This is a genomic window from Streptomyces sp. NPDC033966, assembly GCF_055575955.1.
Window position 1 is genome coordinate 172663 of sequence record NZ_JBVIRQ010000006.1, and the last position, 23755, is coordinate 196417.

Consider the following 23755-nt stretch of genomic DNA (forward strand, 5'->3'; position numbering starts at 1 on the left):
CGCCGGACCGCGCCCTCCGCGCAGGTGGTCCCCTCCGCTCAGGTGTGGCCTCCGCGCAGGTAGTGCCCTCCGCACAAGTGGTCCCCTCCGCACAAGTGGTCCCCTCCGCACAAGTGGTCCCCTCCGCGCAGGTGGTCCCCTCCGCGCAGGTGGTCCCCTCCGCTCAGGTGGTGGCCTCCGGCCTGGGGGCCTTCTGCCAGGGGTACGCCGCCGCGGGAGCGGACGGGTCCAGCGCCGGCCGCTCCGGCTCCGCGGGCCGTGCCGCTTCCCCGGCCCGATGCGACGGCTGGGCCGGCCGCGCGCCCGGCCCGGCGCCCGGAGCCGCAGCGGGGCCGCCCGCGGCCTCCTGGCCCGCGTCCCAGGCCGCCGCCGCGGCCGCCAGGTCGTCGACCGACTCCCGGGACCAGTCCCGCAGCGCGTCCGACTCGACCTCGATCTGCTCCGAGAGCAGCGCCAGCTCGTCGTCCGCGAACCGCCGGGCGCGGTCACGCGCCGCCCACCGCAGGGAATCGGCCGACTTCGTGATCTTGAGGGTGCGCTCCCGCAGCTCGGGCAGGCGCTCCGCGATCCGCTTGCGGTCGGGCTCCTGCTCCAGCCGCTTCAGCTCGTCGTCCAGCTCGTGCCCGTGCCGGCTCAGCCGCTCGAAGAGGGCGACGGACTCCTGCAGAGAGCCGTCCGACTGCACCCCGTGGTACAGGGCGGCCTGCGTGGCGCGCATGGAGTTCCGCAGGTCGAGCCGCAGCTGCGCCAGCGCGCCGGCGACCCCGGTCTGACCGATGCTCCTGGCCTTCAGGGTGGTGTCCTCCACCGTCCGGCGGGCCTGCGTGATCGTCCGGTCCACGCCGCGCTTGGCCGCGCCGACCGCCTTGACCGTGGCCCAGGCGCCCAGCCCCAGGAAGGCGAACAGCACCACCAGGGCAAAGATGATGATCAACGCGCCTACCTCCATGAGGTTCCCTTCCCCGGCTTGTTCCCGTCCCCCACACCGTAAACGCCACGGGCAGGCCAGGGGTTCCAATCGAACCCCCAACCTGCCCGTACGGGATCACCCCGAGGAGCCGGCCCGTACGGGCCGCAGGCCGCCTCAGATGACGATGTTCACCAGCTTCGGCGCGCGCACGATCACCTTGCGGATCTCCGCGCCGCCCAGGGCCGCGACGACGCCCGCGTCGGTGACGGCCAGCTGCTCCAGGTCGGCCTCCGAGATGCTCGGCGGCACCTCCAGGCGCGCCTTGACCTTGCCCTTGACCTGGACCACGCAGGTGACCGTCTCGTCCACGACGTACGCCGGGTCCGCGACCGGGAAGTCCTGGTGGACCACCGAGTCGGTGTGGCCCAGGCGGTGCCACAGCTCCTCCGCGATGTGCGGGGCCAGCGGGGCGACCAGCAGGACCAGCCGCTCGGCCACGGAGCGCTCCAGCGGGCGGCCCGCCTTCGTCAGGGCGTTGTTCAGCTCGGTGATCTTGGCGATGGCGGTGTTGAACCGCAGGCCCGCCATGTCGGAGCCGGCCCCGTCGACGGCCTTGTGCAGGGCGCGCAGGGTGGCCTCGTCGGGCTCCCCGTCGACGACGGTGACCTCGCCGGTCTCCTCGTCCACGATGTTGCGCCACAGGCGCTGCAGCAGCCGGTACTGGCCGACGACGGCGCGGGTGTCCCACGGACGCGAGACGTCCAGCGGGCCCATCGCCATCTCGTACAGGCGCAGGGTGTCCGCGCCGTACTCCTCGCAGATCTCGTCGGGCGTGACGGCGTTCTTCAGGGACTTGCCCATCTTGCCGTGCTCGCGCTTGACGGGCTCGCCCTGGTGGAACCAGCCGCCGTCGCGCTCCTCGACCTCGGCCGCCGGGACGTACACACCGCGCGCGTCGGTGTAGGCGTACGCCTGGATCATGCCCTGGTTGAACAGCTTGTGGAACGGCTCGGCCGACGAGACGTGGCCCAGGTCGAACAGCACCTTGGACCAGAAGCGGGCGTACAGCAGGTGCAGCACCGCGTGCTCGGCGCCGCCCACGTACAGGTCGACGCCGCCGTGCGGCGCGCCCTCGCGCGGGCCCATCCAGTACTGCTCGATCTCCGGGTCCACCAGGGCGGACGCGTTGTGCGGGTCCAGGTAGCGCAGCTCGTACCAGCAGGAACCGGCCCAGTTGGGCATGGTGTTGGTCTCGCGGCGGTAGGACTTCACACCGTCGCCCAGGTCCAGCTCCACGTTGACCCACGCCTCGTTGCGCGACAGCGGGGTCTCCGGCTTGGAGGTGGCGTCGTCGGGCTCGAAGGTGCGCGGCGAGTAGTCCTCGACCTCCGGCAGCTCCAGCGGCAGCATCGACTCGGGCAGCGAGTGGGCGACGCCGTCCGCGTCGTAGACGATCGGGAAGGGCTCGCCCCAGTACCGCTGGCGGCTGAACAGCCAGTCGCGCAGGCGGAAGTTGACGGTGCCCTCGCCGATGCCGCGCCCGGTCAGCCACTCGGTGATGGCGGCCTTGGCCTCGACGACGCCCAGGCCGTCCAGCGAGACGCCCTCGCCGGCGGAGTTCACCAGCTTGGCGTCGTGGGAGACGAACGCGTCCTCCCACTCGGCGGTGTCGGTGCCGCGGCCGTCCGTGGGCTCGACGACGCAGCGGATCGGCAGCTCGAAGGCGCGGGCGAACTCGAAGTCGCGGGCGTCGTGCGCCGGGACGGCCATGATCGCGCCGGTGCCGTAGCCCATCAGCACGTAGTCGGCGATGAAGACGGGGACCTTGTCGCCGCTGACCGGGTTGACCGCGTACTCGCCGGTGAAGACACCGGTCTTGTCCTTGGCCTCGGCCTGCCGCTCGACGTCCGACTTGGAGGCGGCCTGCTTGCGGTACGCGGCCACGGCCTCGGCGGGGGTGGCGTATCCGCCGGTCCACACGTCGTGGGTGCCCTCGGGCCAGGCGGCCGGGATGAACTTCTCGACCAGCGGGTGCTCGGGCGCCAGGACCATGTAGGTGGCGCCGAACAGCGTGTCCGGGCGGGTGGTGAAGACGGTGATGGCCTCGTCGCCCAGCGCGAAATCGACGCGGGCGCCCTCGCTGCGGCCGATCCAGTTGCGCTGCTGCAGCTTGATGGCCTCGGGCCAGTCCAGCGCGTCCAGGTCGTCCAGCAGGCGGTCCGCGTAGGCCGTGATCCGCATGTTCCACTGGCTCAGGCGGGACTTGAAGACGGGGAAGTTGCCGCGCTCGGACCGGCCGTCGGCGGTGACCTCCTCGTTGGCCAGTACGGTGCCCAGCCCGGGGCACCAGTTCACGGGCGCGTCGGAGGCGTAGGCCAGGCGGAAGCCGTTCAGCACGTCGGCGCGCTCGGCGGCGGTCAGGCCGGCCCAGGCGCGGCCTCCGGGGACCTCACGGGTGCCGTTCTCGAAGGCGGCGACCAGCTCGGAGACCGGGCGGGCCTTCTTGGCGTCGGCGTCGTACCAGGAGTTGTAGATCTGCAGGAAGATCCACTGGGTCCACTTGTAGTACTCGGGGTCGATCGTCGCGAAGGACCGGCGCTTGTCGTGGCCCAGGCCCAGCCGGCGCAGCTGGACCTTCATGTTCTCGATGTTCGCCTCGGTCGACACGCGCGGGTGCGTGCCGGTCTGCACGGCGTACTGCTCGGCCGGCAGGCCGAAGGCGTCGAAGCCCAGGGTGTGCAGTACGTTGTGGCCGGACATCCGCTGGTGGCGCGCGTAGACGTCGGTGGCGATGTACCCGAGCGGGTGGCCGACGTGCAGGCCCGCACCGGAGGGGTACGGGAACATGTCCATGATGAACTTCTTGGGCCGGGCGACGACCGCGGGGTCGCCGGCCAGGTCACCGGTCGGGTTCGGCGCCTCGTAGGTGCCCTCCGCGTCCCATGCGTCCTGCCAGCGTGCCTCGATGTCGGCGGCCATGGCAGCCGTGTAACGGTGCCCCTCGGCCGCCTCGGGGGCCGGGGTGTTCGTCTCGCTCATGATTTCTGAAGCTCCATCGATCGTCTCTGCCGTCATCTGCCCGCCCAAACGAAAAAACCCCTCGCACAGGAGGGGACGCCGCGCCGATGCCGACCTTCTCGAAGGGTCGGTACTGATCAGCGCGGCTCGGTAAGCAGAAGGCGTACGGCACGCATGGCGTCAGGGTACCGCAGCGGCCCCCACGGGCGCTCCGACGTTCCACCGGTCGGGCACAACGAGAAGCGGGCCACCCTGTCCGGGTGACCCGCTTCTTCACTGTGGAGCTAAGGAGAATTGAACTCCTGACCTCCTGCATGCCATGCAGGCGCTCTACCAACTGAGCTATAGCCCCTTGTTTCTCTCTGCCGCCGGGCCCCTTCTCGGTTTCCCTTGCCGGTTCCCCCTGGCGACATCGAGAACATTACACGGTCATGGCCCCAGACCAAAAATCGGTTTCCGGGGGCCCGTTATGTCCGATTCGGCCACCGTTGACCCGCCCGCCGGAGCCACCCGGTCACGCCCGGGCGAACTGGTAGAAGCGCTTCAGCGTGCAGTGCTCGTCGAGCAGGCGGCCGTAGATCGGCTCGCCCTCCAGCTCCCGATACGTCTCGATCGGGTCGCCTTTTATGATCAGCGCCCGCGCGCATTCCTCGCACCAGTACTGGTAGTCGGGATTGACCGGTTCCATGTCCCGCACGATCGGCGTGCCGTTGTTGCACCAGTCGCACCGCCGCCGGTGTGCACCCATCCGTCAGCGACTCCCTCCCGCGTCGGGCCGTCGTGTCCCCCTCCGGCCGTCCGATTCTGCCACGTCGACAGCGGACGGGTCAGCAAGCACACAAAGGGGAACAAACGCAAGGATCCCGCCCCCTGTTGGGGACGGGATCCTGATTGTGGAGCTAAGGAGAATTGAACTCCTGACCTCCTGCATGCCATGCAGGCGCTCTACCAACTGAGCTATAGCCCCGCTCTCCGCCGCGTTCCCCCCGTTTCCGGTGTTCTTCGCTGCGAACAAGAAGAACTCTAGCCTGTGACCAGCCGGAAAGTGAAATCCGGGCCCGAGCGGCCCTGCGGGCCACACGGAGGGCCCCGGCGGAGCCTCAGTCGTCGTCGCCGAGCACCGGCTCCGGCAGCGTGCCGGCGTTGTGCTCCAGCAGGCGCCAGCCGCGCGCGCCCTCGCCGAGGACGGACCAGCAGCAGTTGGAGAGCCCGCCCAGGCCCTCCCAGTGGTACGGCTCCAGGCCCAGCAGCCGCCCGATCGTCGTACGGATGGTGCCGCCGTGGCTGACGACGACGAGCGTGCCGCCCTCGGGCAGCCGGTCCGCATGGTCCAGCACCACCGGAGCGGCGCGGTCGGCGACCTCGGTCTCCAGCTCGCCGCCGCCGCGGCGGACGGGCTCGCCGCGCTTCCACGCCGCGTACTGCTCGCCGTACTTCGCGAGGATCTCCTCGTGGGTGAGGCCCTGCCACTCGCCCGCGTACGTCTCGCGCAGCGCCTCGTCGTGCGCCACGGACAGGCCCGTGACGCCGGCCAGCTCGGCCGCCGTGTCCGCGGCCCGCCGCAGGTCGGAGGCCACGATGGCGTCCGGCTTCAGCGAGGCGAGCAGCCGGGCCGAGCGGCGCGCCTGCGCCACACCCGTCTCGGTCAGCTCGATGTCGGTAGAGCCCTGGAAGCGGCGCTCGAGATTCCACGAGGTCTGGCCGTGCCGCCAGAGGACGATCTTCCTGCCGGGCTTGCCGGCAGGCGTCGTGGTCGTGCTCAGAACAGATCACCGTCCATCTCGTCGTCGCCCTGCGCCTCGCGCAGCTTGGCGTGCTCCTCGGCCTTGCCGATGGTGAGCTTGGCGTCCTCGGGGAGCTCGATCTCCGGGCAGTCCTTCCACAGGCGCTCCAGCGCGTAGAAGACGCGCTCCTCGCTGTGCTGGACGTGGACGACGATGTCGACGTAGTCGAGCAGGATCCAGCGGGCGTCGCGGTCGCCCTCGCGGCGCACCGGCTTGGCGCCGAGCTCCTTGAGGAGGCGCTCCTCGATCTCGTCGACGATCGACTTGACCTGGCGGTCGTTGGGCGCCGAGGCGAGCAGGAAGGCGTCGGTGATCGACAGCACGTCGCTGACGTCGTACGCGATGATGTCGTGCGCGAGCCGGTCGGCCGCCGCCTGGGCGGCGGTGGTGATGAGCTCGATGGAGCGGTCCGTGGCGGTCACTGGCCATGCTTTCGGGTTGGCGGACAGATACCCACAAGGGTCTCACGTACCGCCGACGCCGCCCGCGCGGAACGTCCGGCGCGGGCGAAGGAGCAGGTGGGAGCCGGAACGGGACGGTGGCCTCCCGGTCCGGCCGGCCCGTCAGGACGGCTTGTAGTCCCTGCCCAGCACCACCACGACGTCCGCGTTCACGGGGCTCTCGGCCTTCTTGACGGCGCTCTCCGGCAGCCCCAGTGTCTTGGCGACGTCGACCGCCCGGTCCCGCTGGGCCTCGTCCTGGTACGTGATCTGCGTGGCGGCCGCCGTCCGGTCGGCCTTGCCTCCGTCCACGAAGCCGTAGCCGCCGTTGAGCAGCGCCGCCTTCGCCGTGACCTGCGCCTTCTCGTCCCCGGTGGCGTCCTTGAGGCCGACCCGCGGGGCGGCTCCGGGCTGGGCCGCGCTGAAGGAGCCGCCGAGGATCTCCTTGACCACCTTCCGGTTGGCCTCGTCGGTCAGGCCGCCGTCCGGCTTCACGGTGAGCACCTCGGTGCGGTACGCCGCCACCTTGGCGTGCTCGCCGATCCGCGAGAGCAGACCGCCGAGGTTCTGCGCGTCGAGCCCCGGATCGAGGATCTGGCCCATGCTCTCGACGGTCGTGGCCGCCGCCCCGGGGTCGCCGGGGATCTTGCGGAGGACGGCGTAGAGCACCCTGCCGGTGCGCTCCAGCTGCTTCGCCTCCGGTTCGCCCCGGCCCCGGTAGGTGGCGTACGCGACGGCCATCGCCCCGGTCAGGCTCTGCTTCGCCCCCTGTGCCACGGCCGGGGTCTTGGCCTGCTCGTCGGCCGGGACGGCGGCGTCGGTGTCCACCTCGATGCCCCCGACCAGCTCGACGAGGCGCTCCAGGAAGGGGGTGTCCAGGCGCCAGGTGCCGCCGATGCGGGTGCCGAGGACGGTGTCGAGGGACTCCCGGGTGCCGAGGCCGCCCTCCTCGACGGCCTTGCCGAGGGAGGTGCCGGTGCCGTCCTGCTTGGGGACGCCCAGGGTGTTGGGGATCAGGACGGTGGCGCCCCGCCCGGTCGTGACGTTGTCCACGAGGAGGGCCGTCGAGCTGCCGCCCCGCTTGGTGTTGCGCAGGTGGACGACGATCATGTCGCGCTTCTGCGCGCCGGCGGCGGCCGCGGCGCCCTCCTTCTGCCCGGGGCCGTCGAGGAACGGCAGCTTGCCCGCGTACCAGAGGTAGCCCAGCCCGCCGACGGCGGACAGGGCGAGGACGACGACCAGTGCGACGACCCGGTTGCGGCCGCGGCGGCGGGCCTCCTCGCGGCGTTCGGTCCGGCTCTCGGTGAAGGCGAGCCAGTCGATGACGTCCTCGGAGTCCTCGTCGGGCTGGTCGATGAAGGCGAACTGCTCCGTGCGGTAGTCACGGCCGCCGGGGGCGTCCGTGACCCCGGCGGCGGTCTCGGCGGGCGCCGCCCGGCGCGGCTCGGGCACCTGGGCGGGCGCCGGTGCCGGGGCCGGGGCCGGCTGCTGCTGCTGGGGGGCGGCCTGCTGCGGGATCCACTGCGGGTACCCCTGCTGCCCCGGGTACGGGTCGTGGGCCTGCGGCTCCGGGTACGGCTGCTCGTACTGGGGGTACTGCGGGTACTGCTGCTCGTACGGGGGCGGGACGGGCTGTACGGGCTGTGCGGTCACCTGGCCGTACACGGGTCTGCCGTACGCGTCGTAGCCGATGAACTGCTGCTGGGCGGCGTACGGGTCGTACGGATCCTGTGGGTCGTTCACCGCGGGGCCCCTCTCTCCGGAAGCTCAGGCTCCCCGGTACAGCTCGCGCTTGTCGATGTAGCGCACCACACCGTCCGGAACCAGATACCAGACCGGATCGCCCTGGGCGACCCTCGTGCGGCAGTCCGTGGAGGAGATCGCGAGCGCGGGGACCTCGACCAGCGAGACCCCGCCCTCGGGCAGTCCGTCGTCGGTGAGGACGTGGCCGGGCCGGGTCACTCCGATGAAGTGGGCGAGGGAGAACAGTTCGTCCGCGTTGCGCCAGGTCAGGATCTGGGCGAGGGCGTCGGCACCGGTGATGAAGAACAGGTCGGCGTCGGCGTTGAGCGCGCTCAGGTCCCGCAGGGTGTCGATGGTGTACGTCGGGCCGCCGCGGTCGATGTCGATGCGGCTGACGGAGAACTGCGGGTTGGAGGCGGTCGCGATGACCGTCATCAGGTAGCGGTCCTCCGCGGGGGACACGGCCCGCTGCGACTTCTGCCACGGTTCGCCCGTGGGTACGAAGACCACCTCGTCGAGGTGGAAAAGGGCGGCGACCTCGCTGGCGGCCACCAGGTGTCCGTGGTGGATCGGGTCGAACGTCCCGCCCATCACTCCGAGCCGGCGTTTGACCGGGCCCGTAGGCATTTCCTGCTCTCCCATGAGGGCAGAGCCTACTGGCCCGGTGGCACGCGCGCGGCGGCCCGGGTGCGAACGGAGCCCGGCTTAGCGGTCGCGGTTCAGGCGGGTGGTCACCCAGAGCATGAGCAGCAGGATGACGAGCGCGCCGCCACCGGTCAGGTACGGGCTCAGGCTGTCGTGGCTGCCGCCGTGCCCGCCCTCCTCCGCGGCGAGGAGGACCAGGTCGTGGGCGGTGGTGGAGAGGCTCATCAGGCAGGTACCTATCGAGTCGGGGAGCGAGCGGAGACTTCCCTCACATCGTATGCGGGGGCCCTGGGCACGCTCACGCCGACTCAGGCGTTGGAGAGGATAGAGGCAGTCACCACAGCCGATCCAGGGGGAGGGCGCCATGACGGACACCGGATCCGAGACGACACCGGCACGCAATCGCAGGAGGTTCCCGGGGATTTCCTCACGGGCCTACGAGCACCCGGCGGACCGTTCGGCGCTCGTGGCGCTGCGCAAACTCGCCGGTTTCGACACGGTGTTCAAGGCCCTGAGCGGGCTGCTGCCGGAGCGCAGCCTGCGCCTGCTGTTCCTGTCGGACTCGGTGCGGGTGGGCGAGACCCAGTTCCCCCACCTGCACGAGATGCTGCGCGACGCCTGTTACATCCTGGACCTGGAGAAGGTCCCCCAGATGTACGTGCAGCAGGACCCGAAGCCCAACGCGATGTGCATCGGGCTGGACGAGCCGATCATCGTGGTGACCACGGCGCTGGTCGAGCTGCTCGACGAGGAGGAGATGCGGGCGGTGGTGGGCCACGAGGTGGGCCACGCGCTGTCCGGGCACTCCGTGTACCGCACGGTGCTGCTGTTCCTGACGAACCTGGCGCTGAAGGTGGCGTGGATCCCGCTGGGCAATGTGGCGGTCATGGCGATCGTCACCGCGCTGCGCGAGTGGTTCCGCAAGTCGGAGCTGTCGGCGGACCGGGCGGGACTGCTGGTCGGGCAGGACGTGAACGCCTCGATGCGCGGTCTGATGAAGATCGCGGGCGGCAACCACCTCCACGAGATGAACGTCGACGCCTTCCTCGCCCAGGCCGAGGAGTACGAGGAGAGCGGCGACCTGCGCGACTCCGTCCTGAAGATCCTCAACGTGCTGCCGCGCACCCACCCCTTCACGACGGTGCGGGCGGCCGAGCTGAGGAAGTGGGCCCAGAGCCGGGAGCACCAGCGGATCATGGACGGGCACTACCCGCGCCGGGAGGAGGACAAGGACACCTCGGTGACCGACTCCTTCCGCCAGTCCGCCTCGCACTACGCGGAGTCCGTGCGCACCAGCAAGGATCCTCTGATGAAGCTGGTCGGCGACATCGCCGGCGGCGCGGGCGACCTGGGCGGGAAGCTGCGCGACAGGTTCACCGGATCGGGCGGCGGCGGCAAGGGCCCTGCGGATCCCGCGGATCCCGCCGGCTCCACGGGCCCTACGGGCTCGGGCCCGGGCGAGCGGGACTGACGGAGGCCGGCGGGAGCGGCTGGGGCCGGGCCGGCGGGCTGCTCGGTGCCCCGGCCGGTGCCAGTACGCCGCACAGCCCTGCCGTGCGGCGGGGGTGGCCGCTGGCGTACGGGTCGCTGGCGGGCGGCCCCACGGTGGTGGGCCCGGCTCCTGCCAGGAGGGGGCGGAAGCCCTCGGCGGGCTCGGTGGCGCAGTCCTGCGGCCCGGCCATCACGTAGGCCGAGGAGATCTCCGCCCGGCGGGCCGTGAGGTCCTCCCGGTCGAAGCGCAGGCGCAGCTCGCGGCGGACGGTGAAGAGCGAGGCCCCGTCGGCGGCGGCGGGCGGCCCGGACGCCGGACGGACGGCGTACACGAAAGTGTGGTCGGTGCTGACCTCCAGCGCCTCGGGGTTCAGCTCCTGGAAGGCGAGGGTCCCGCTCACCCGGACGCGGCTGTCGGCGACGACGGCGGTGGCGGGGTCGAAGCGGACCAGCCAGCCGGTGGCGGCGTGCCTGCCGTCGCCGGAGGGCGAGGTCACGCTCTCGTCGAACTGCGCCAGCTGGCCGGGGTCCAGGAGCACCCGCACGGGGCGGGAGGCGGCGCCGGACAGGACGTCCGGATCCAGCGAGGACTGCACCAGGTAGTCCTTGGCGATGGACAGGGCGGCGACGACCTGGCTCTCGGTGAAATGGTGCGTGCGGCGCACGGCCGGAAGGGTGATCCCGGCCGCCCCGACCCGGTACTCGGCCGCCGGGCTGTTCGCGTAGAGGTCGGCCGGACGGCCGCCGGCCACCGGGACGGCCGGCGCCAGGGGGACGACTGTGCTGCTCAGCGGCTCGGCGTTGCCGCCGGCCGGCGGGACGTACGGATTGCGCAGGCCCATGTACACGGCGATCGCGAAGGCCGACGCGATGAGCAGCACGAGCAGCATGCCCTGACGGGCGCCGCGGCCCGGGCTGCCGGTGCGGGTGCCGCCGGAGCCGCCGCCTGACCAGATGGAGCGGCTGCGGACGGCCCGGGCGTGCTCGCCCATGCGTTCCTGGGCGGAGAACTCCTGGAGCCGGGCAGCACGGACGAAGTCCTCGTCGAACACCACCGAGCGGTACTCGTCCGGGCGTAGTTCGTCGTCACCCCCGCCGATGCCTTCGGGGGTGCCGTTGGGCGGATCTCCTGGAACGGCCATCGCTTCTCCCGCTGTCCCCGCTTCAGAGAAGCCCCCAGCTCCGGAGCGAACGAGTGGGGTCGTACCTTCAGGGTTGGCGGCCGACGGGGTGCGTAAACGCGCCGACGCCCGTGACTTCCCTGAGCGGCGTACTGGCCGGGGCGGGTGCGGGGTCCTGGTCACCGGCCGCGCTGCGGTAGACGGCGCTGAAGGCCAGAGCGACCATGCCGAGCCCCATCACGACGGCGAGCACCCACGCGACGGGGCGCAGCCAGGCGGCGCGGCCGCGGTAGGGGCGCATGGCTCCGCCGTAGACCCCGTACGGGCCTTCGGCGTAGCCGTAGCCGTACTCGCCGGGCTCCCAGCCGGGGTCGTCGAGGCCGTACCCGTCGGGGTGGCCGTAGTCGTCGTCGGCCGCCCAGCCTCCGGCGACGCGGGCGGCCTCGGCCTCGGCGCGCGCCCGGTCGGCCGCACGCTGGCGCTCGGCCGCGCTCGGTTCATGGATCTCGGCATTCCGGACGAAGTCCTCGTCGAACACCACGGAGGCGAAGTCGTGATCCGCGCCTCCGCGGTCGTCGTCGGGCTCCCCGTCGTCCGGGAACGGCTTGCCCCCCACGTCGTCCGGCACGGGACCAGCGTAGACCTGGGGGGCTGCTTTGGGCAGGGTGTAAGCCTGATTCCGGCCACACCGTGTCCGAGCGGCGGTTACCGAACGTGACCGTCGCCGGTGACGATGTACTTGGTGGAGGTGAGCTCGGGAAGGCCCATCGGGCCCCGGGCGTGCAGCTTCTGGGTGGAGATGCCGATCTCGGCACCGAAGCCGAACTGGCCACCGTCCGTGAACCGGGTGGAGGCGTTCACGGCGACGGTGGTCGAGTCGACCAGCTGGGTGAAGCGGCGGGCGGCGGCCTGCGAGGTGGTGACGATCGCCTCGGTGTGGCCGGAGGTCCAGCGGCGGATGTGGGCGACGGCGTCGTCGAGGGAGTCCACGACGGCGGCGGCGATGTCGTACGACAGGTACTCGGCGGCCCAGTCCTCGTCGGTGGCGGGTACGGCGGTGACCTTGCCGCCCTCGGCGGCGGCCAGCACCTGGCCGTCCCCGTGGACGGTCACGCCGGCGTCGGCGAGCGCGTCGAGGGCGCGCGGCAGGAAGGCGGCGGCGATGTCGCGGTGCACGAGGAGGGTCTCGGCGGCGTTGCAGACGGAGGGCCGCTGGGCCTTGGAGTTGATGAGGATGTCCACGGCCATGTCGAGGTCGGCCTGGGCGTCGACGTAGACGTGGCAGTTGCCGGTACCGGTCTCGATGACGGGAACGATGGACTCTTCGACGACGGTCTTGATGAGCGAGGCACCGCCGCGCGGGATGAGCACGTCGACGAGGCCGCGGGCGCGCATCAGCTCGCGGACGGAGTCGCGGGACTCGCCGGGGACGAGCTGGATCGCGTCGGCGGGCAGGCCCGCGCCCTCGATGGCGTCGCGCAGGATGGTGACGAGGGCGGTGTTGGACGCGTAGGCGGAGGAGCTGCCGCGCAGCAGGACGGCGTTGCCGGACTTCAGGCAGAGCGCGGCGGCGTCGACGGTGACGTTGGGGCGGGCCTCGTAGATGATGCCGACGACGCCGAGGGGGACGCGGATCTGGCGGAGGTCGATGCCGTTGGGGAGGGTGGAGCCGCGGACGACCTCGCCGACGGGGTCGGGCAGGGCCGCGACGTCGCGGACGTCGGAGGCGATGGCGCGGACGCGCTCGGGAGTGAGGGTGAGGCGGTCGACGACGGTCTCGCTGGTGCCGGCGGCGCGGGCCTTGCCGGTGTCGACGGCGTTGGCGGCGACGATCTCGGCCGTACGGGCCTCCAGCGCGTCCGCGATGGCCAGCAGGGCGGCGTCCTTGGCGGACCGCGGGAGTGGCGCGATGGCGGCGGCGGCGGTGCGGGCCGCGTGCGCGGTGGCGATGACGGGGGAGGTGGCGGCGGCGGCGTCGAGCGAGGTCATGCCGCCCAGGGTAATCCCCGCCGCCGCCGGCTCCGCCGGGCCTTCCACCCCCCGAGACAGCTCCTCTTGACGCGCCTCTCGCACCGCTCGGCCCCGGCGGGCCTCCCGGGCTTCGCGCCACTGCGCCGGACTCCGTCCGTCGGCCTGCCGGGGCGGGGCCGGTGTGCGTGGCCAGGGCCGGTGGGTCGCGTGCGGGTGGGTGGGCCGCTGCGCGGGGCGAGGTCCCCTACCCGTCCGCCCGGACCCCTTCTGGGGGCTCCGCCCCCAGACCCTCCCCCAGCTACCGCTGGGAGGTGCCCCCAGCGCCTCAAACGCCGGCGAGGCTGGAAGATCCAGCCCCGCCGGCGTTTGAGGCGAGAACGGGTGAAGGGCGGGGAGGGGCAAGCCCCGCGCAGCGGCACACCCCCCGCACCCGACCCACCGGCCCCCGCCACCCGAACCGACCCCGCCCCGGGTCCGCCGGCCGGAGGCCGGCGCAGCGGGCCGAAGCCGGGGAGGCCGCCTGCGGCCGAGCCGCGCGAGGCGCGCGTCTAATAAGGGTGCACGCCCACCGGGTGGGCCGGGGGTGGGCCGTAGCCCTCCGCCACGCGTTGGTGGTACGTGGGCCGGTCGATGACCTCCAGGCCGACGATCTCCCACGGCGGCAGCTGCGCCGAGGAGCGGTGTTCGCCCCAGAGCCGCAGGGCGACGGCCGCCGCGTCGTGGAGGTCGCGGGCCTCCTCCCAGTACCGGATCTCCGCGTGGTCGTCGGCGTACCGGCTCGTCAGCAGGAAGGGGTGGTCGTGCGCGAGCTGCTCCAGCCCGCGCCGCACCTCGGACAGCGGCGCCGGCTTGCCGGAGACGCTGAGGGTGATGTGCCACAGGCGGGAGGTCTCGGCCTGTTCGTCCCCGCCGCCGCCCACGCTGGTCAGCGCTCGTCTCACCAGCCCGCCTCCTGTCTGCGCTACGCGTGTCCGCCCCACACAGTTGACCAGTCCCCGGCCCGCCGCGCGGTGGTTTTGCCGGATCTCAGCCCTGGAGCAGGACCAGATCGTCGCGGTGGACGACCTCCCGCTCGTACGCGGGTCCGAGCTCCCGCGCAAGCTCACGGGTGGAGCGGCCGAGGAGCTGCGGGAGTTCCTTGGCGTCGAAGTTGACCAGGCCCCGGGCCACGGCGCGGCCGTCGGCGGCGCGCAGTTCGACGGGGTCGCCCGCGCTGAAGTCGCCTTCGACGGCGGCGATGCCGGCGGCGAGCAGCGAGCTGCCGCGTTCGGTGACGGCGCGGACGGCGCCGTCGTCCAGGACCAGGTGCCCCTGCGGGGTGGAGGCGTGCTGGAGCCAGAGCAGCCGGTCGGCGGAGCGACGGCCGGTGGCGTGGAAGTGCGTTCCGGTCTCGCGGCCGGCCAGGGCGTCGGCGGCGTGGCTGGCGGAGGTCAGGACCACCGGGATCCCGGCGGCGGCGGCGATCCGCGCGGCCTCGACCTTGGTGACCATGCCTCCGGTGCCGACGCCCGCCTTGCCGGCGCTGCCGATGGTGACGTGGGCGATGTCCTCGGGGCCGCGCACCTCTTCGATGCGGGTGGTGCCGGGCAGGGACGGGTCGCCGTCGTACAGGCCGTCGACGTCGGAGAGGAGGACGAGGAGGTCGGCGCGGACCAGGTGGGCCACGAGGGCCGCCAGCCGGTCGTTGTCGCCGAAGCGGATCTCGTCGGTGGCCACGGTGTCGTTCTCGTTGACGACCGGCAGGGCGCCCATGGCCAGGAGCTGGTCCAGGGTCCGGTAGGCGTTGCGGTAGTGGGCGCGCCGGCTGGTGTCGTCGGTGGTCAGCAGGACCTGGCCGACGCGGATGCCGTAGCGGGCGAAGGAGGCGGTGTAGCGGGCGACGAGGAGGCCCTGACCCACGCTTGCGGCGGCCTGCTGCCGGGCGAGGTCCTTGGGGCGGCGGGCCAGGCCGAGCGGGGAGAGGCCGGCCGCGATGGCTCCGGAGGAGACCAGGACGATCTCCTTCTCGCCGCCGCTGCGCGCCTTGGCGAATACGTCGACCAGCGCGTCCACCCGGTCGGCGTCGAGCCCGCCCGCCGCGGTGGTCAGGGAGGAGGAGCCGACCTTGACCACGATCCTGCGGGCGTCCACGACACCTTGCCTAGCCGTTGACACGTCTTTCCCCTCACCACAGAACCTACCGACCGACTGGCCCAATCTACGGGGTGGGGCGGCGGGCCCGCCCGCCGGTTTCAGACCGTGGACGAGGAGCGGTCCCGCGCCGGGCGGTCGGCGGCGGCCCCGGTGCCGGGAATCAGGATCTTGCGCGAGAGCAGGAAGGTGAACGGGATGGCGACGACGGCCGCGACCAGCGGCGCGATCCGGGTGTCCATGCCGGCCCAGCTGACCAGGGCGTAGAGCCCGGCGGACTGGATGACGTAGTTGGTGACGTTCGTCAGCGGGAAGAGGAGGAACTTCTTCCAGGTGGGCCGGGTGCGGTAGGTGAAGTAGGTGTTCATGAAGAACGACCCGATCATCGACAGCACGAAGGCGAGCGTGTACGCGGCGAAGTAGGGCATCCACGGGTGCAGCAGCAGGTAGATGCCGAAGAAGGTGCCCGTGTTCACGCCGCCCACCAGGGCGAAGCGGAAGATCTGGCCGAGCTGGTCGCGCCGGCTGTGGTCGCTCATCGGCGGCTGCGCTCCGCGATCACGGCTTCGGAGATCCCGGGCATCCGCTCGGCGTCGGCGCCGTGGGCCTCCTTGACCAGGAAGTGCGGGCGGCGCTTGGTCTCGTAGTAGATGCGGCCGATGTACTCGCCGATCAGACCCAGCATGATCATCTGCATGCCGCCGATGCCGGCGATCATCGCGACGATCGTGACGTAACCGGGCGAGTCGATGCCGTTGGTGATCGCCATGACGGTGATCCACAGCGCGTACAGGCCGGTCAGCGCGACCAGCGACACGCCGAGCCAGATCCCGAGGCGCAGCGGCTTGTTGTTGAAGGAGATCAGCCCGTCCATGCCGTAGTTCAGCAGGGACCCGAACTTCCACTTGGTCTCGCCCGCCTCGCGCTGGGCGTTCCGGTAGTCGAAGTGGACGGTGTCGAAGCCGATCCAGGAGAACAGGCCCTTGGAGAAGCGGTTGTACTCGGGGAGCGCGAGCAGGGCGTCGACGGCGGGCCGCGAGAGCATGCGGAAGTCGCCGACCCCGTCGGTGAGCTCCACGTCGACCCAGCGGTTGACCCCGCGGTAGTAGAGGCGGCTGAGCGCGGAGCGGACCTTCTTGTCGCCCTCGCGGGTGCGCCGGGCGATGATCTGGTCGTGGCCCTGCCGGTAGTGCTCCAGCATGGTGGCGATCAGCTCCGGCGGGTGCTGGAGATCGGCGTCCATGATGACCACGGCGTCGCCGGTGGCCTCGCGGAGCCCGGCGAGCATGCCCGCCTCCTTGCCGAAGTTGCGGCTGAAGGAGACGTAGCGGGTCTGGTCCCCGTGTTCGGCGGCGATCGTGCGGAGCTTGCCGAGGGTGCCGTCGCGGCTGCCGTCGTCGACGTAGCAGACCTCGTACTCGACGGGCAGGGCGTCCAGCACCTTGCGGATCTCGGCGTCGAACCGGTCGATGACGGCTTCTTCGTTGTAACAGGGGACAACTACCGACAGCTTGGTCATGAGCACTTCCTGCTGGCGTCCTAACGGGTGATTGTCGGCGACCGGAACCGCCACCCACCTCTTCCTTAGAAGTATGCACGCCGGTGGTCGGCCTGCCCGAGTCGCGTGCGGCACACGGTAGCTTTGACTGAATAAGCGGAATGGAACGAAAGGATCAAGGTGCACGTGCCTGACGTCTCCGTGGTCGTCATCGTCTACAACGACGCAGAGCGTCTGCCGGCGGCCGTCCAGTCGGTTTTGGACCAGACCCTGCACGGGGTCGAAGTCGTGATCGTGGACGACTGCAGCAAGGACCGTTCCTACGCGGTCGCCCGGGAGCTGGAAGCGGCGAACCCGGGGCGGGTGAGCGCCTTCCAGCTGCCCGAGAACAGCGGCGGCTGCGGCGCCCCGCGCAACCACGGCATCAAGCAGGCCACCGGCACCTACGTCATGTTCCTGGACAGTGACGACGTCCTGGACCGCAACGCCTGCCGGAACATGCTGGCGGCCGCCGAGAGCACCGGATCCGACCTGGTCTCGGGCATGTGCGTGCGCGTGCACCTCGACAACCGGTGGGGCAAGACCACCGAGTGGTACCCGTGGATCTACTCGCGCACCCGCACCCTGGAGTCGATCACCGAGTACCCGGACCTGCTGGTCTACGACACCCTCTCCACGAACAAGTGCTACCGGCGCTCCTTCCTGCTGGAGCAGGGCCTGGAGTTCCCGGTCGGCATCCACTACGAGGACCTGCTGTTCTCGGCGCAGGCCTACGTCGCCGCCCGCCGCATCACGCTGATCCCGAACCACGTCTACTACTGGAACGTGGTCGAGAAGGCCTCCGCCAAGTCGATCAGCAACCGGCGCCACGAGATCGCGAACTTCGTCCACCGGATGGAGATCCACCGCCGGGTCGACGAGCTGCTCGCGGCCAAGGGCCACACCGCCATCAAGACGGCGAAGGACGCCAAGTTCCTGAAGCACGACCTCGTGCTGCACCTGCGCGACCTGCCGCTGCTGGGCGACGCGTACCGCCAGGAGTTCGCGCGGCTCGCCAACGGCTACCTCGCCGGCATCGACCCGGCCGCGTACGAGAACGTCACGTACCTCCAGGCCATCTGTGCCTACCTGCTCGGCAAGGAGGACTGGAAGAACCTCCTCCCGGCCGCCGACGCGATGACCAACAAGGGCCGCCTGTCCTCCTCGCTGGCCGAGCGCGACGGGCGCGTCTACTGGTGCGCCGAGCACCTCGACGACGCCGAGGGCCGCCGGATACTGGACGTGACCGACCAGGGCTTCCACACGGCCCCGCTGTCCTCCCTGGCCCTGGGCAACCGTCTGACCTCGTACGAGGACGACGGGCGCGGCACCGTCACCCTGTCCGGCACCGTCGTGAACCCCCTGGGCCGCATCCAGGAGGGCACCGAGCTGAAGGCCTCCCTGGAGTTCCGGGCCCGCCGGCAGATCGGGGTGCGCTCCTTCAGCTTCCCGGTGGCAACGGTGCGCCACGCCGGTGACACGATCGAGTGGACCGCCACCGCCGACGTCGGCGGCACCGTCCGCCCCCTCGGCATCATCGACGCCGTCTGGGACGTGCGCCTGAAGCTGACGGCCGGCGGCGACCGGCTCACCACCCGCGTCTCGGTCGGCGGCGTCGACCTGGAGTCGGCGGCCCGCCTGCGGGTGCGCCCGCGCCTGACCCGGCTGGTCTCGGACCGCTTCGAGCCCGAGGTGACCAAGAAGGGCAACCTCTCCTACGTCCTGGCGGCCGAGGGCGCCGCGGCCGTGCGCACCCAGACCCTGCTCGGCGGCGCCATGCACGGCAAGGCCGCCGGACTGGTCAAGCGCAGCCTGCGCCGGGCCCTGAAGGCCCGCCGCAACATCGGCTCGGGCGAGCAGAAGGTGAAGGTCTACCACGAGGTCTTCTCGAAGCTGCCGGTCAAGAAGGGCACGGTCGTCTTCGAGAGCCACATGGGCAAGCAGTACAGCGACAGCCCCAAGGCGATCTACGAGGAGCTGGTCCGCCAGGGCGCCCCCTTCGAGGCGATCTGGTCCTACGCCGGCGCCAAGCCCACCGGCTTCCCCGAGCAGGCCACCCTGGTCAAGCGCTGGAGCTGGCAGTACCTGCGGGCGCTGGCCCAGGCCGAGTACTGGGTCGACAACCAGGGCTTCCCGCTGGCACTGACCAAGCGCCCCGGGACCACGTACATCCAGACCTGGCACGGCTCCGCGCTCAAGCGGATGGGCTTCCACGAGCCCCGCACCAAGGCGCAGGGCAGGGCCGGACAGGACCGTTTCCAGGCGGCCGTCAACCGCTTCGACCACTTCCTGGTCCGCTCCGAGCACGACGTGCGCACCCTCGCCAAGGGCTTCCGGCTGCGCGACGAGGTGCTGCTGCGCACCGGCTACCCGCGCAACGACGCCCTGGTCGAGGCCCACCGCGCCGAGGCGCACAGCGGGGAGCGCGTGCGCGGCCCGCTCGCCGCCGAGCTGGGCATCGACCCGGACAAGCGGGTGCTGCTGTACGCGCCGACCTTCCGGGCGAGCGCGGACGGCACGGTGGAGGGATTCGAGTTCCCCTTCGACGTGGAGGAGTTCGCGGACCGCCTCGGGGACCGCTTCACGCTGCTGGTGCGCACGCACTACCTGAACAGCGTCTCGCTGCCCCCGTCGGTGGCGGGCCGGGTCCTCGACGTGTCCCGGCACCACGACATCACCCCGCTGCTGGCGCTCGCCGACGGGCTGATCACCGACTACTCGTCCGTGATGTTCGACTACGCGGTGCTGGACCGGCCGATGCTGTTCTTCGCGTACGACTACGAGAAGTACTCGACCGACATCCGCGGCACCTACTTCGACCTGAAGGAGAAGGCGCCCGGTCCCGTGGTGGCCACCGCGGACGAGCTGATGCAGGCCGTCTCCGCCTTCGACGAGGCCGATGCCAAGTACGCGGAGGCGCGCCAGCGTTTCCTCGCCGAGTTCGGCGAATACGACCGCGGGGACGCGGCCCGCCGGATCGTAGAGAAGTTCTTCACCAGGAGCGGCAAGTGAGCCAGCAGCCCCACGAGCCCGCGGCGCAGGGCGGCCGGGACATCTTCATCGTCTCCAACAGCGTGGACGAGCTCGGCGGCGTGACCACCTGGTCGCACCAGATGGCCCGGCTCTTCACCGACCGGGGCCACCGGGTGCACATCGTCGGCATCGCCCCCGTCGCCGAGGAGATCCGCCAGCAGCTGCCGGACGTCCTCCCGTACGAGATGACCACCCTGTACGAGACCCACCCGCCGAGGGCGCGCCGGCTGCGCGGCATCAAGGGCCGCCTCAACGCCCCGGAGCGCCGCCGCCAGGCGGCCCGCCGGGCGGGGATGCGGGCCAGGGCGGAGACGCTGAACGCCATGTTCCGGGCGGCCCGGCCCGGCGCGGTCGTCATCGTGACCCAGGTGTGGGCGATGGAGTGGGTGGCCCTCGCCGACACCAAGGGGCTGTCGGTCATCGGCATGAGCCACGAGTCCTTCGAGGCCAGCCAGACCTCCACCCGGGGCGCGCGGGTACGCCGCTTCTACCCCGAGGTGGACCGGCTGCTGGTGCTCACCCCGGAGGACGCGGACCTGTGGATCCGGGCCGGCATGGAGAACGTCGCCAGCATGCCGAACCCGCTGCCGTTCATGCCGGACTCCCCCGCACCGCGCACCGCGAAGGTCGTCGCGAGCGTCGGCCGCCTCGCCTTCGAGAAGGGCGTGGACCTGCTGCTCGACGCCTGGGCGGACGCGGCCCCGCACCACCCCGACTGGACCCTGCGGATCTACGGCGCGGGCACCGAGGAGGCGACGCTGCGGGCGCACTGCACCTCGCTGGGCCTGGACGACTCCGTGGAGTGGATGGGCAGCACCGCCGACGTGCTGGGCGCACTGCGGGAGGCATCCGTCTTCGCGCAGGCCTCCCGGGCCGAGGGCTTCCCGATCACCCTGCTGGAGGCGATGGCCGCGGGCCTGCCCGTGGCCGCGTTCGACTGCGCGCCGGGCGTGCGCGAGATCGTGCGGCACGGCGAGGACGGGCTGCTGGCCCGCCTGGGCAACACCATGGAGCTGGCCGGACACCTGGACACGCTGATGTCGGACCGGGAGACGCGCGAGGCGCTCGGCGACGAGGCGTTCCGCCACGTGCGGCGCTACTCCCCCGCGGAGATCACCGACCGGTGGGAAGAGCTGTTCGCCTTCCTGGAGCGCTGATCCGCCCCGGCGCCCTCGATGCAGAGCCGCCCGCCCCGGACCTGGTCCGGGGCGGGCGGCTCTGCATCGAGGGCGGTGCTCAGACCTCGTGGACGTCCCTGTGGTGGTCCGGGTGGCCGGCGGCCCTGCGGTTGGCCTCCCAGCCGGCCCACGCCGAGGTGATCATCTCGCGGACGTCGTGCCGCGCCTTCCAGCCCAGCTCGGAGGCGATCCGGTCGGCGGAGGCCACGACCTTCGCCGGGTCGCCGGGACGCCGCGGGGTGACGACCGGCGCGTAGGTGTGCCCGGTGCCCTCGTTCAGCAGCTCGACCATCTCCTTGACCGAGACGCCCTCACCGCGGCCGATGTTGACCGTGAGGTCCTTGTGGTCCCCCGCCGCACCCCACTCGGCGAGCCGGCGGGCCGCCACCACATGGGCGTCCGCGAGGTCCTCCACGTGGATGTAGTCGCGGATGCAGGTGCCGTCCGGCGTCGGGTAGTCGTCGCCGAAGATCCGGGCGCCCTCACCGGCGTCGTAGCGCTCGAAGACCATCGGGACCAGGTTGAAGACCCCGGTGTCCGCGAGCTCGGGGGCCGCCGCGCCGGCCACGTTGAAGTAGCGCAGGCAGGCGGTGGAGATCCCGTGCGCCTTGCCCGCGGCGCGGACCAGCCACTCACCGGCCAGCTTGGTCTCGCCGTACGGGCTGAGCGGCTTGCACGGGGTCTCCTCGGTGACGGAGTCCACGTCGGGCATGCCGTACACGGAGGCGGAGGAGGAGAACAGGAAGTTGCGGATGCCCGCAGCCGCCACGGCCTCCAGCAGCACCGTGAGGCCCTGCACGTTCTCGCGGTAGTAGTACAGCGGCTTCTCGACGGACTCGCCGACCTGCTTCTTGCCCGCCAGGTGCACCACGCCGGTGATCTTGTGTTCGGCGATGGCCTCGTCCAGGGCGAGACGGTCCAGCACCGAGGCCGTCACCAGCGGGACGCCCTCCGGCACGCGGTCCTCCCGGCCCGTGGAGAGGTCGTCGAAGACCACGACCTTCTCACCCGCGAGCAGCATCGCCCGGACGACGTGCGCGCCGATGTATCCGGCGCCACCGGTGATCAGAAATGTCATGCGTAATCTCCCGAGCTCTAGCGTGACCTGCGCGTGCGGGCGCGGTCGAGGCGGTTGCGTACGAAGGTCAGCGCGCCCCCGGCACCGGGCGCGAGGCGCACGGCCAGCGCCCCGGCGGCCGTGCGGTAGGGCTGCGCCAGCAGGACACCGTACCGGCTGCTGGGCAGGGCCCTGCGACGGAGCAGACCGCCCAGGGGGCGCAGGGAGGTGTGCAGGGAGCTCCCGTCGGCGCAGCGCACGCCCACCCGGACGTCCCACGCCTGCATCCCGCGCAGCCCCCGGCGGCGCCCCTCGGCGGCCAGCGCGGCGAGCCGGAACGGCACCTCGGCGGTCCACCCGTCCCCGTCGGCGGCATCCCGCAGCTCCACCGGCCGCAGCAGGACGGGGTCGCCCCCCGCCCGGGGCTGGAAGTCCAGCCGGACGGTCTGCGGACCGGACCCGGCGAGCCGCCCGTACAGGTCGCGCACCCGGAGCCGGACGGCCCCCGCCCCGGCGGGCTCGGCGTCGACGGTGACGGGCAGCTCCGCCACCGGCAGGGCGTCGAGCCCGTCCAGCGGCACGGGCAGTTCCGCGCTCCACACCGGCAGCCCGGCCGCGTCACGCGCGTACGGGGGCAGCAGCCGGGCCGGCTCGGCGGCGAACCGCGTCAGCCGCTCCACGTCCCCGGGCGGGGTCTCGGCGGCCGCCAGCACCCGGGCGGCCCAGCGGGCCCGGGCGGGCGCGGCGTCGATGTCGGCGGGGTCGAAGCCGGCCAGGTACGCGCGGGTCAGCGTCCACCAGGCGGCCCGGTACTCCGGGTCCTTGCCGAGCTCGCGCAGGTACATCCGCAGGTCGTAGTCGAGGAACTTCACCTGGCAGGCGCGGCCCAGTTCCGGGGAGGCCGCCGCGAGGGTGCGGGAGGCGGTGCGGTGGGCCTCGACGCGGGAACGCCAGTTGCCGACGTCCTTGCGGTCCAGGGAGATCGACACCTGGGCGGCGCTGCGGCGCACGTGCCACACGTAGACGAGGTCGCCGACGACCGCGATCCGGGGCGCGGCGGCCAGGACGCGGGAGGTGAAGACGAAGTCCTCGTACACGAACCGGCCGTCGGGGAAGCGGATCCCGTGCTTCTCCAGGAAGGCCCGGTCGTACAGCTTGTTGACGCAGAGGGTGTCGCGGACCAGCTCGGGCCGGTCGGCGGGCCGCTCGATGACGTCGCCCGGCGTGTACAGCCCGGGCATCCAGGGCACCTTGCGGCCCTCGGGCAGCTCGCGGCGCACGCACGCGCCGACGGTGACGGGGGCCCGGTGCTCCTCGGCGGCCCGCAGGAGCGCCTCGGCGGCGCCCGCCGGCAGGACGTCGTCACTGTCGAGGAAGAGGACGTACGGGGAGGTCGCGGCGGCGATCCCGTCGTTGCGGGGGGTGCCGCAGCCGCCGCTGTTCTCCGTGCGGTGCACGACCTTCAGGCGCGGGTGGGCCGCCGCCAGCCCGTCCAGCACGTCCGCGGTGCCGTCCGAGGAGGCGTCGTTCACCGCGATGACCTCGGCGACCACCGGGCCCTGGGCGAGGGCCGAGGAGACGGCCTCGCCCACGAGCCCGGCGTCGTTGTACGCGATCACCACCACCGAGACCGAGGGGCCCGTGGCGGTGTCACTGCTGGAATGGCTGCTGCTCACCCGTTGGATCCTAGGCGAACG

The 23755-nt window shown here is 71.9% G+C and carries 20 protein-coding genes and 2 tRNA genes; 3 read left to right on the forward strand and 19 right to left on the reverse strand.

Going from position 1 to position 23755, the window contains the following annotated elements:
- Positions 1 to 163: 163 nt before the first annotated feature.
- The 10 genes from ACZ518_RS19000 to ACZ518_RS19045 all read right to left on the reverse strand — a co-directional run bounded on the left by ACZ518_RS19000 (position 164) and on the right by ACZ518_RS19045 (position 8765).
- Positions 164 to 949, reverse strand: a complete 786-nt coding sequence (locus ACZ518_RS19000; protein ID WP_469114148.1) for a hypothetical protein — start codon at positions 947 to 949, stop codon at positions 164 to 166.
- A gap of 135 nt (positions 950 to 1084) precedes the next feature.
- Positions 1085 to 3949 (reverse strand): leucine--tRNA ligase, encoded by a 2865-nt coding sequence (gene leuS, locus ACZ518_RS19005; RefSeq protein WP_469114149.1) that lies wholly within the window; start codon positions 3947 to 3949, stop codon positions 1085 to 1087.
- A gap of 258 nt (positions 3950 to 4207) precedes the next feature.
- Positions 4208 to 4280 (reverse strand) — tRNA-Ala (locus tag ACZ518_RS19010).
- A gap of 162 nt (positions 4281 to 4442) precedes the next feature.
- Positions 4443 to 4676, reverse strand: coding sequence for a hypothetical protein (locus tag ACZ518_RS19015; protein WP_007264019.1), 234 nt, complete (start codon positions 4674 to 4676; stop codon positions 4443 to 4445).
- Positions 4677 to 4822: 146 nt separating this feature from the next.
- Positions 4823 to 4895 (reverse strand) — tRNA-Ala (locus ACZ518_RS19020).
- Positions 4896 to 5028: 133 nt separating this feature from the next.
- Positions 5029 to 5691, reverse strand: a complete 663-nt coding sequence (locus ACZ518_RS19025) for a histidine phosphatase family protein (protein ID WP_469114446.1) — start codon at positions 5689 to 5691, stop codon at positions 5029 to 5031.
- Complete coding sequence (gene rsfS, locus ACZ518_RS19030; protein WP_125602767.1) at positions 5688 to 6134, reverse strand: ribosome silencing factor; 447 nt, start codon at positions 6132 to 6134, stop codon at positions 5688 to 5690. Before rsfS ends, ACZ518_RS19025 begins: the two co-directional genes overlap by 4 nt.
- A gap of 141 nt (positions 6135 to 6275) precedes the next feature.
- Positions 6276 to 7895 carry an LCP family protein gene (locus tag ACZ518_RS19035; RefSeq protein WP_469114150.1) on the reverse strand — a complete coding sequence of 540 codons (1620 nt, stop codon included), beginning with the start codon at positions 7893 to 7895 and terminating at the stop codon, positions 6276 to 6278.
- Between the two features lie 24 nt (positions 7896 to 7919).
- Complete coding sequence (nadD, locus tag ACZ518_RS19040) at positions 7920 to 8537, reverse strand: nicotinate-nucleotide adenylyltransferase (protein ID WP_007264023.1); 618 nt, start codon at positions 8535 to 8537, stop codon at positions 7920 to 7922.
- 63 nt (positions 8538 to 8600) lie between these two features.
- On the reverse strand, positions 8601 to 8765 hold the full coding sequence (locus ACZ518_RS19045) for a hypothetical protein (RefSeq protein WP_469114151.1): 165 nt from the start codon (positions 8763 to 8765) through the stop codon (positions 8601 to 8603).
- A 139-nt stretch (positions 8766 to 8904) separates the two neighbouring features.
- Between ACZ518_RS19045 and ACZ518_RS19050 the strand changes: the two genes are divergently transcribed.
- On the forward strand, positions 8905 to 10011 hold the full coding sequence (locus tag ACZ518_RS19050) for a M48 family metallopeptidase (protein WP_469114152.1): 1107 nt from the start codon (positions 8905 to 8907) through the stop codon (positions 10009 to 10011).
- Here the strand turns inward: ACZ518_RS19050 and ACZ518_RS19055 are convergent.
- From ACZ518_RS19055 to ACZ518_RS19085, 7 genes are all read right to left on the reverse strand, one after another.
- On the reverse strand, positions 9980 to 11173 hold the full coding sequence (locus ACZ518_RS19055; protein WP_469114153.1) for an SCO2583 family membrane protein: 1194 nt from the start codon (positions 11171 to 11173) through the stop codon (positions 9980 to 9982). The genes ACZ518_RS19050 and ACZ518_RS19055 overlap by 32 nt on opposite strands.
- Before the next feature lie 67 nt (positions 11174 to 11240).
- Positions 11241 to 11780, reverse strand: coding sequence for an SCO2584 family spore wall biosynthesis protein (locus ACZ518_RS19060; RefSeq protein ID WP_469114154.1), 540 nt, complete (start codon positions 11778 to 11780; stop codon positions 11241 to 11243).
- Positions 11781 to 11857: 77 nt separating this feature from the next.
- The gene (locus ACZ518_RS19065) at positions 11858 to 13141 is read right to left on the reverse strand and encodes a glutamate-5-semialdehyde dehydrogenase (protein ID WP_469114155.1); all 1284 of its coding nucleotides are present in this window, start codon (positions 13139 to 13141) and stop codon (positions 11858 to 11860) included.
- A gap of 530 nt (positions 13142 to 13671) precedes the next feature.
- On the reverse strand, positions 13672 to 14067 hold the full coding sequence (locus ACZ518_RS19070) for a hypothetical protein (RefSeq protein ID WP_469114447.1): 396 nt from the start codon (positions 14065 to 14067) through the stop codon (positions 13672 to 13674).
- An 82-nt stretch (positions 14068 to 14149) separates the two neighbouring features.
- Positions 14150 to 15277 (reverse strand): glutamate 5-kinase, encoded by a 1128-nt coding sequence (gene proB / locus ACZ518_RS19075; protein ID WP_469114156.1) that lies wholly within the window; start codon positions 15275 to 15277, stop codon positions 14150 to 14152.
- A gap of 77 nt (positions 15278 to 15354) precedes the next feature.
- The gene (locus tag ACZ518_RS19080; protein ID WP_469114157.1) at positions 15355 to 15792 is read right to left on the reverse strand and encodes a GtrA family protein; all 438 of its coding nucleotides are present in this window, start codon (positions 15790 to 15792) and stop codon (positions 15355 to 15357) included.
- Positions 15789 to 16772 (reverse strand): glycosyltransferase family 2 protein, encoded by a 984-nt coding sequence (locus ACZ518_RS19085; RefSeq protein WP_469114158.1) that lies wholly within the window; start codon positions 16770 to 16772, stop codon positions 15789 to 15791. The genes ACZ518_RS19080 and ACZ518_RS19085 overlap by 4 nt, the downstream gene beginning before the upstream one ends.
- A 159-nt stretch (positions 16773 to 16931) precedes the next feature.
- On the opposite strand from ACZ518_RS19085, the gene ACZ518_RS19090 reads away from it, so the two are divergent.
- Positions 16932 to 19802 carry a bifunctional glycosyltransferase/CDP-glycerol:glycerophosphate glycerophosphotransferase gene (locus ACZ518_RS19090; RefSeq protein ID WP_469114159.1) on the forward strand — a complete coding sequence of 957 codons (2871 nt, stop codon included), beginning with the start codon at positions 16932 to 16934 and terminating at the stop codon, positions 19800 to 19802.
- Positions 19799 to 20980, forward strand: a complete 1182-nt coding sequence (locus tag ACZ518_RS19095) for a glycosyltransferase (protein WP_469114160.1) — start codon at positions 19799 to 19801, stop codon at positions 20978 to 20980. The genes ACZ518_RS19090 and ACZ518_RS19095 overlap by 4 nt, the downstream gene beginning before the upstream one ends.
- A gap of 79 nt (positions 20981 to 21059) precedes the next feature.
- On the opposite strand, the gene galE is transcribed toward ACZ518_RS19095, so the two are convergent.
- Together galE and ACZ518_RS19105 are read right to left on the reverse strand one after the other, a co-directional pair.
- Complete coding sequence (galE, locus tag ACZ518_RS19100; protein ID WP_469114161.1) at positions 21060 to 22079, reverse strand: UDP-glucose 4-epimerase GalE; 1020 nt, start codon at positions 22077 to 22079, stop codon at positions 21060 to 21062.
- 17 nt (positions 22080 to 22096) lie between these two features.
- Complete coding sequence (locus ACZ518_RS19105) at positions 22097 to 23734, reverse strand: glycosyltransferase family 2 protein (RefSeq protein ID WP_469114162.1); 1638 nt, start codon at positions 23732 to 23734, stop codon at positions 22097 to 22099.
- Positions 23735 to 23755: the final 21 nt, after the last annotated feature.

Coding starts and splice junctions, on each gene's coding strand:
- ACZ518_RS19000 (WP_469114148.1), bottom strand. CDS start 949: ATGGAGGTAGGCGCGTTGATCATCATCTTTGCCCTGGTGGTGCTGTTC.
- leuS (WP_469114149.1), bottom strand. CDS start 3,949: ATGAGCGAGACGAACACCCCGGCCCCCGAGGCGGCCGAGGGGCACCGT.
- ACZ518_RS19015 (WP_007264019.1), bottom strand. CDS start 4,676: ATGGGTGCACACCGGCGGCGGTGCGACTGGTGCAACAACGGCACGCCG.
- nadD (WP_007264023.1), bottom strand. CDS start 8,537: ATGGGAGAGCAGGAAATGCCTACGGGCCCGGTCAAACGCCGGCTCGGA.
- ACZ518_RS19045 (WP_469114151.1), bottom strand. CDS start 8,765: ATGAGCCTCTCCACCACCGCCCACGACCTGGTCCTCCTCGCCGCGGAG.
- ACZ518_RS19050 (WP_469114152.1), top strand. CDS start 8,905: ATGACGGACACCGGATCCGAGACGACACCGGCACGCAATCGCAGGAGG.
- ACZ518_RS19055 (WP_469114153.1), bottom strand. CDS start 11,173: ATGGCCGTTCCAGGAGATCCGCCCAACGGCACCCCCGAAGGCATCGGC.
- ACZ518_RS19065 (WP_469114155.1), bottom strand. CDS start 13,141: ATGACCTCGCTCGACGCCGCCGCCGCCACCTCCCCCGTCATCGCCACC.
- ACZ518_RS19080 (WP_469114157.1), bottom strand. CDS start 15,792: ATGAGCGACCACAGCCGGCGCGACCAGCTCGGCCAGATCTTCCGCTTC.
- ACZ518_RS19085 (WP_469114158.1), bottom strand. CDS start 16,772: ATGACCAAGCTGTCGGTAGTTGTCCCCTGTTACAACGAAGAAGCCGTC.
- galE (WP_469114161.1), bottom strand. CDS start 22,079: ATGACATTTCTGATCACCGGTGGCGCCGGATACATCGGCGCGCACGTC.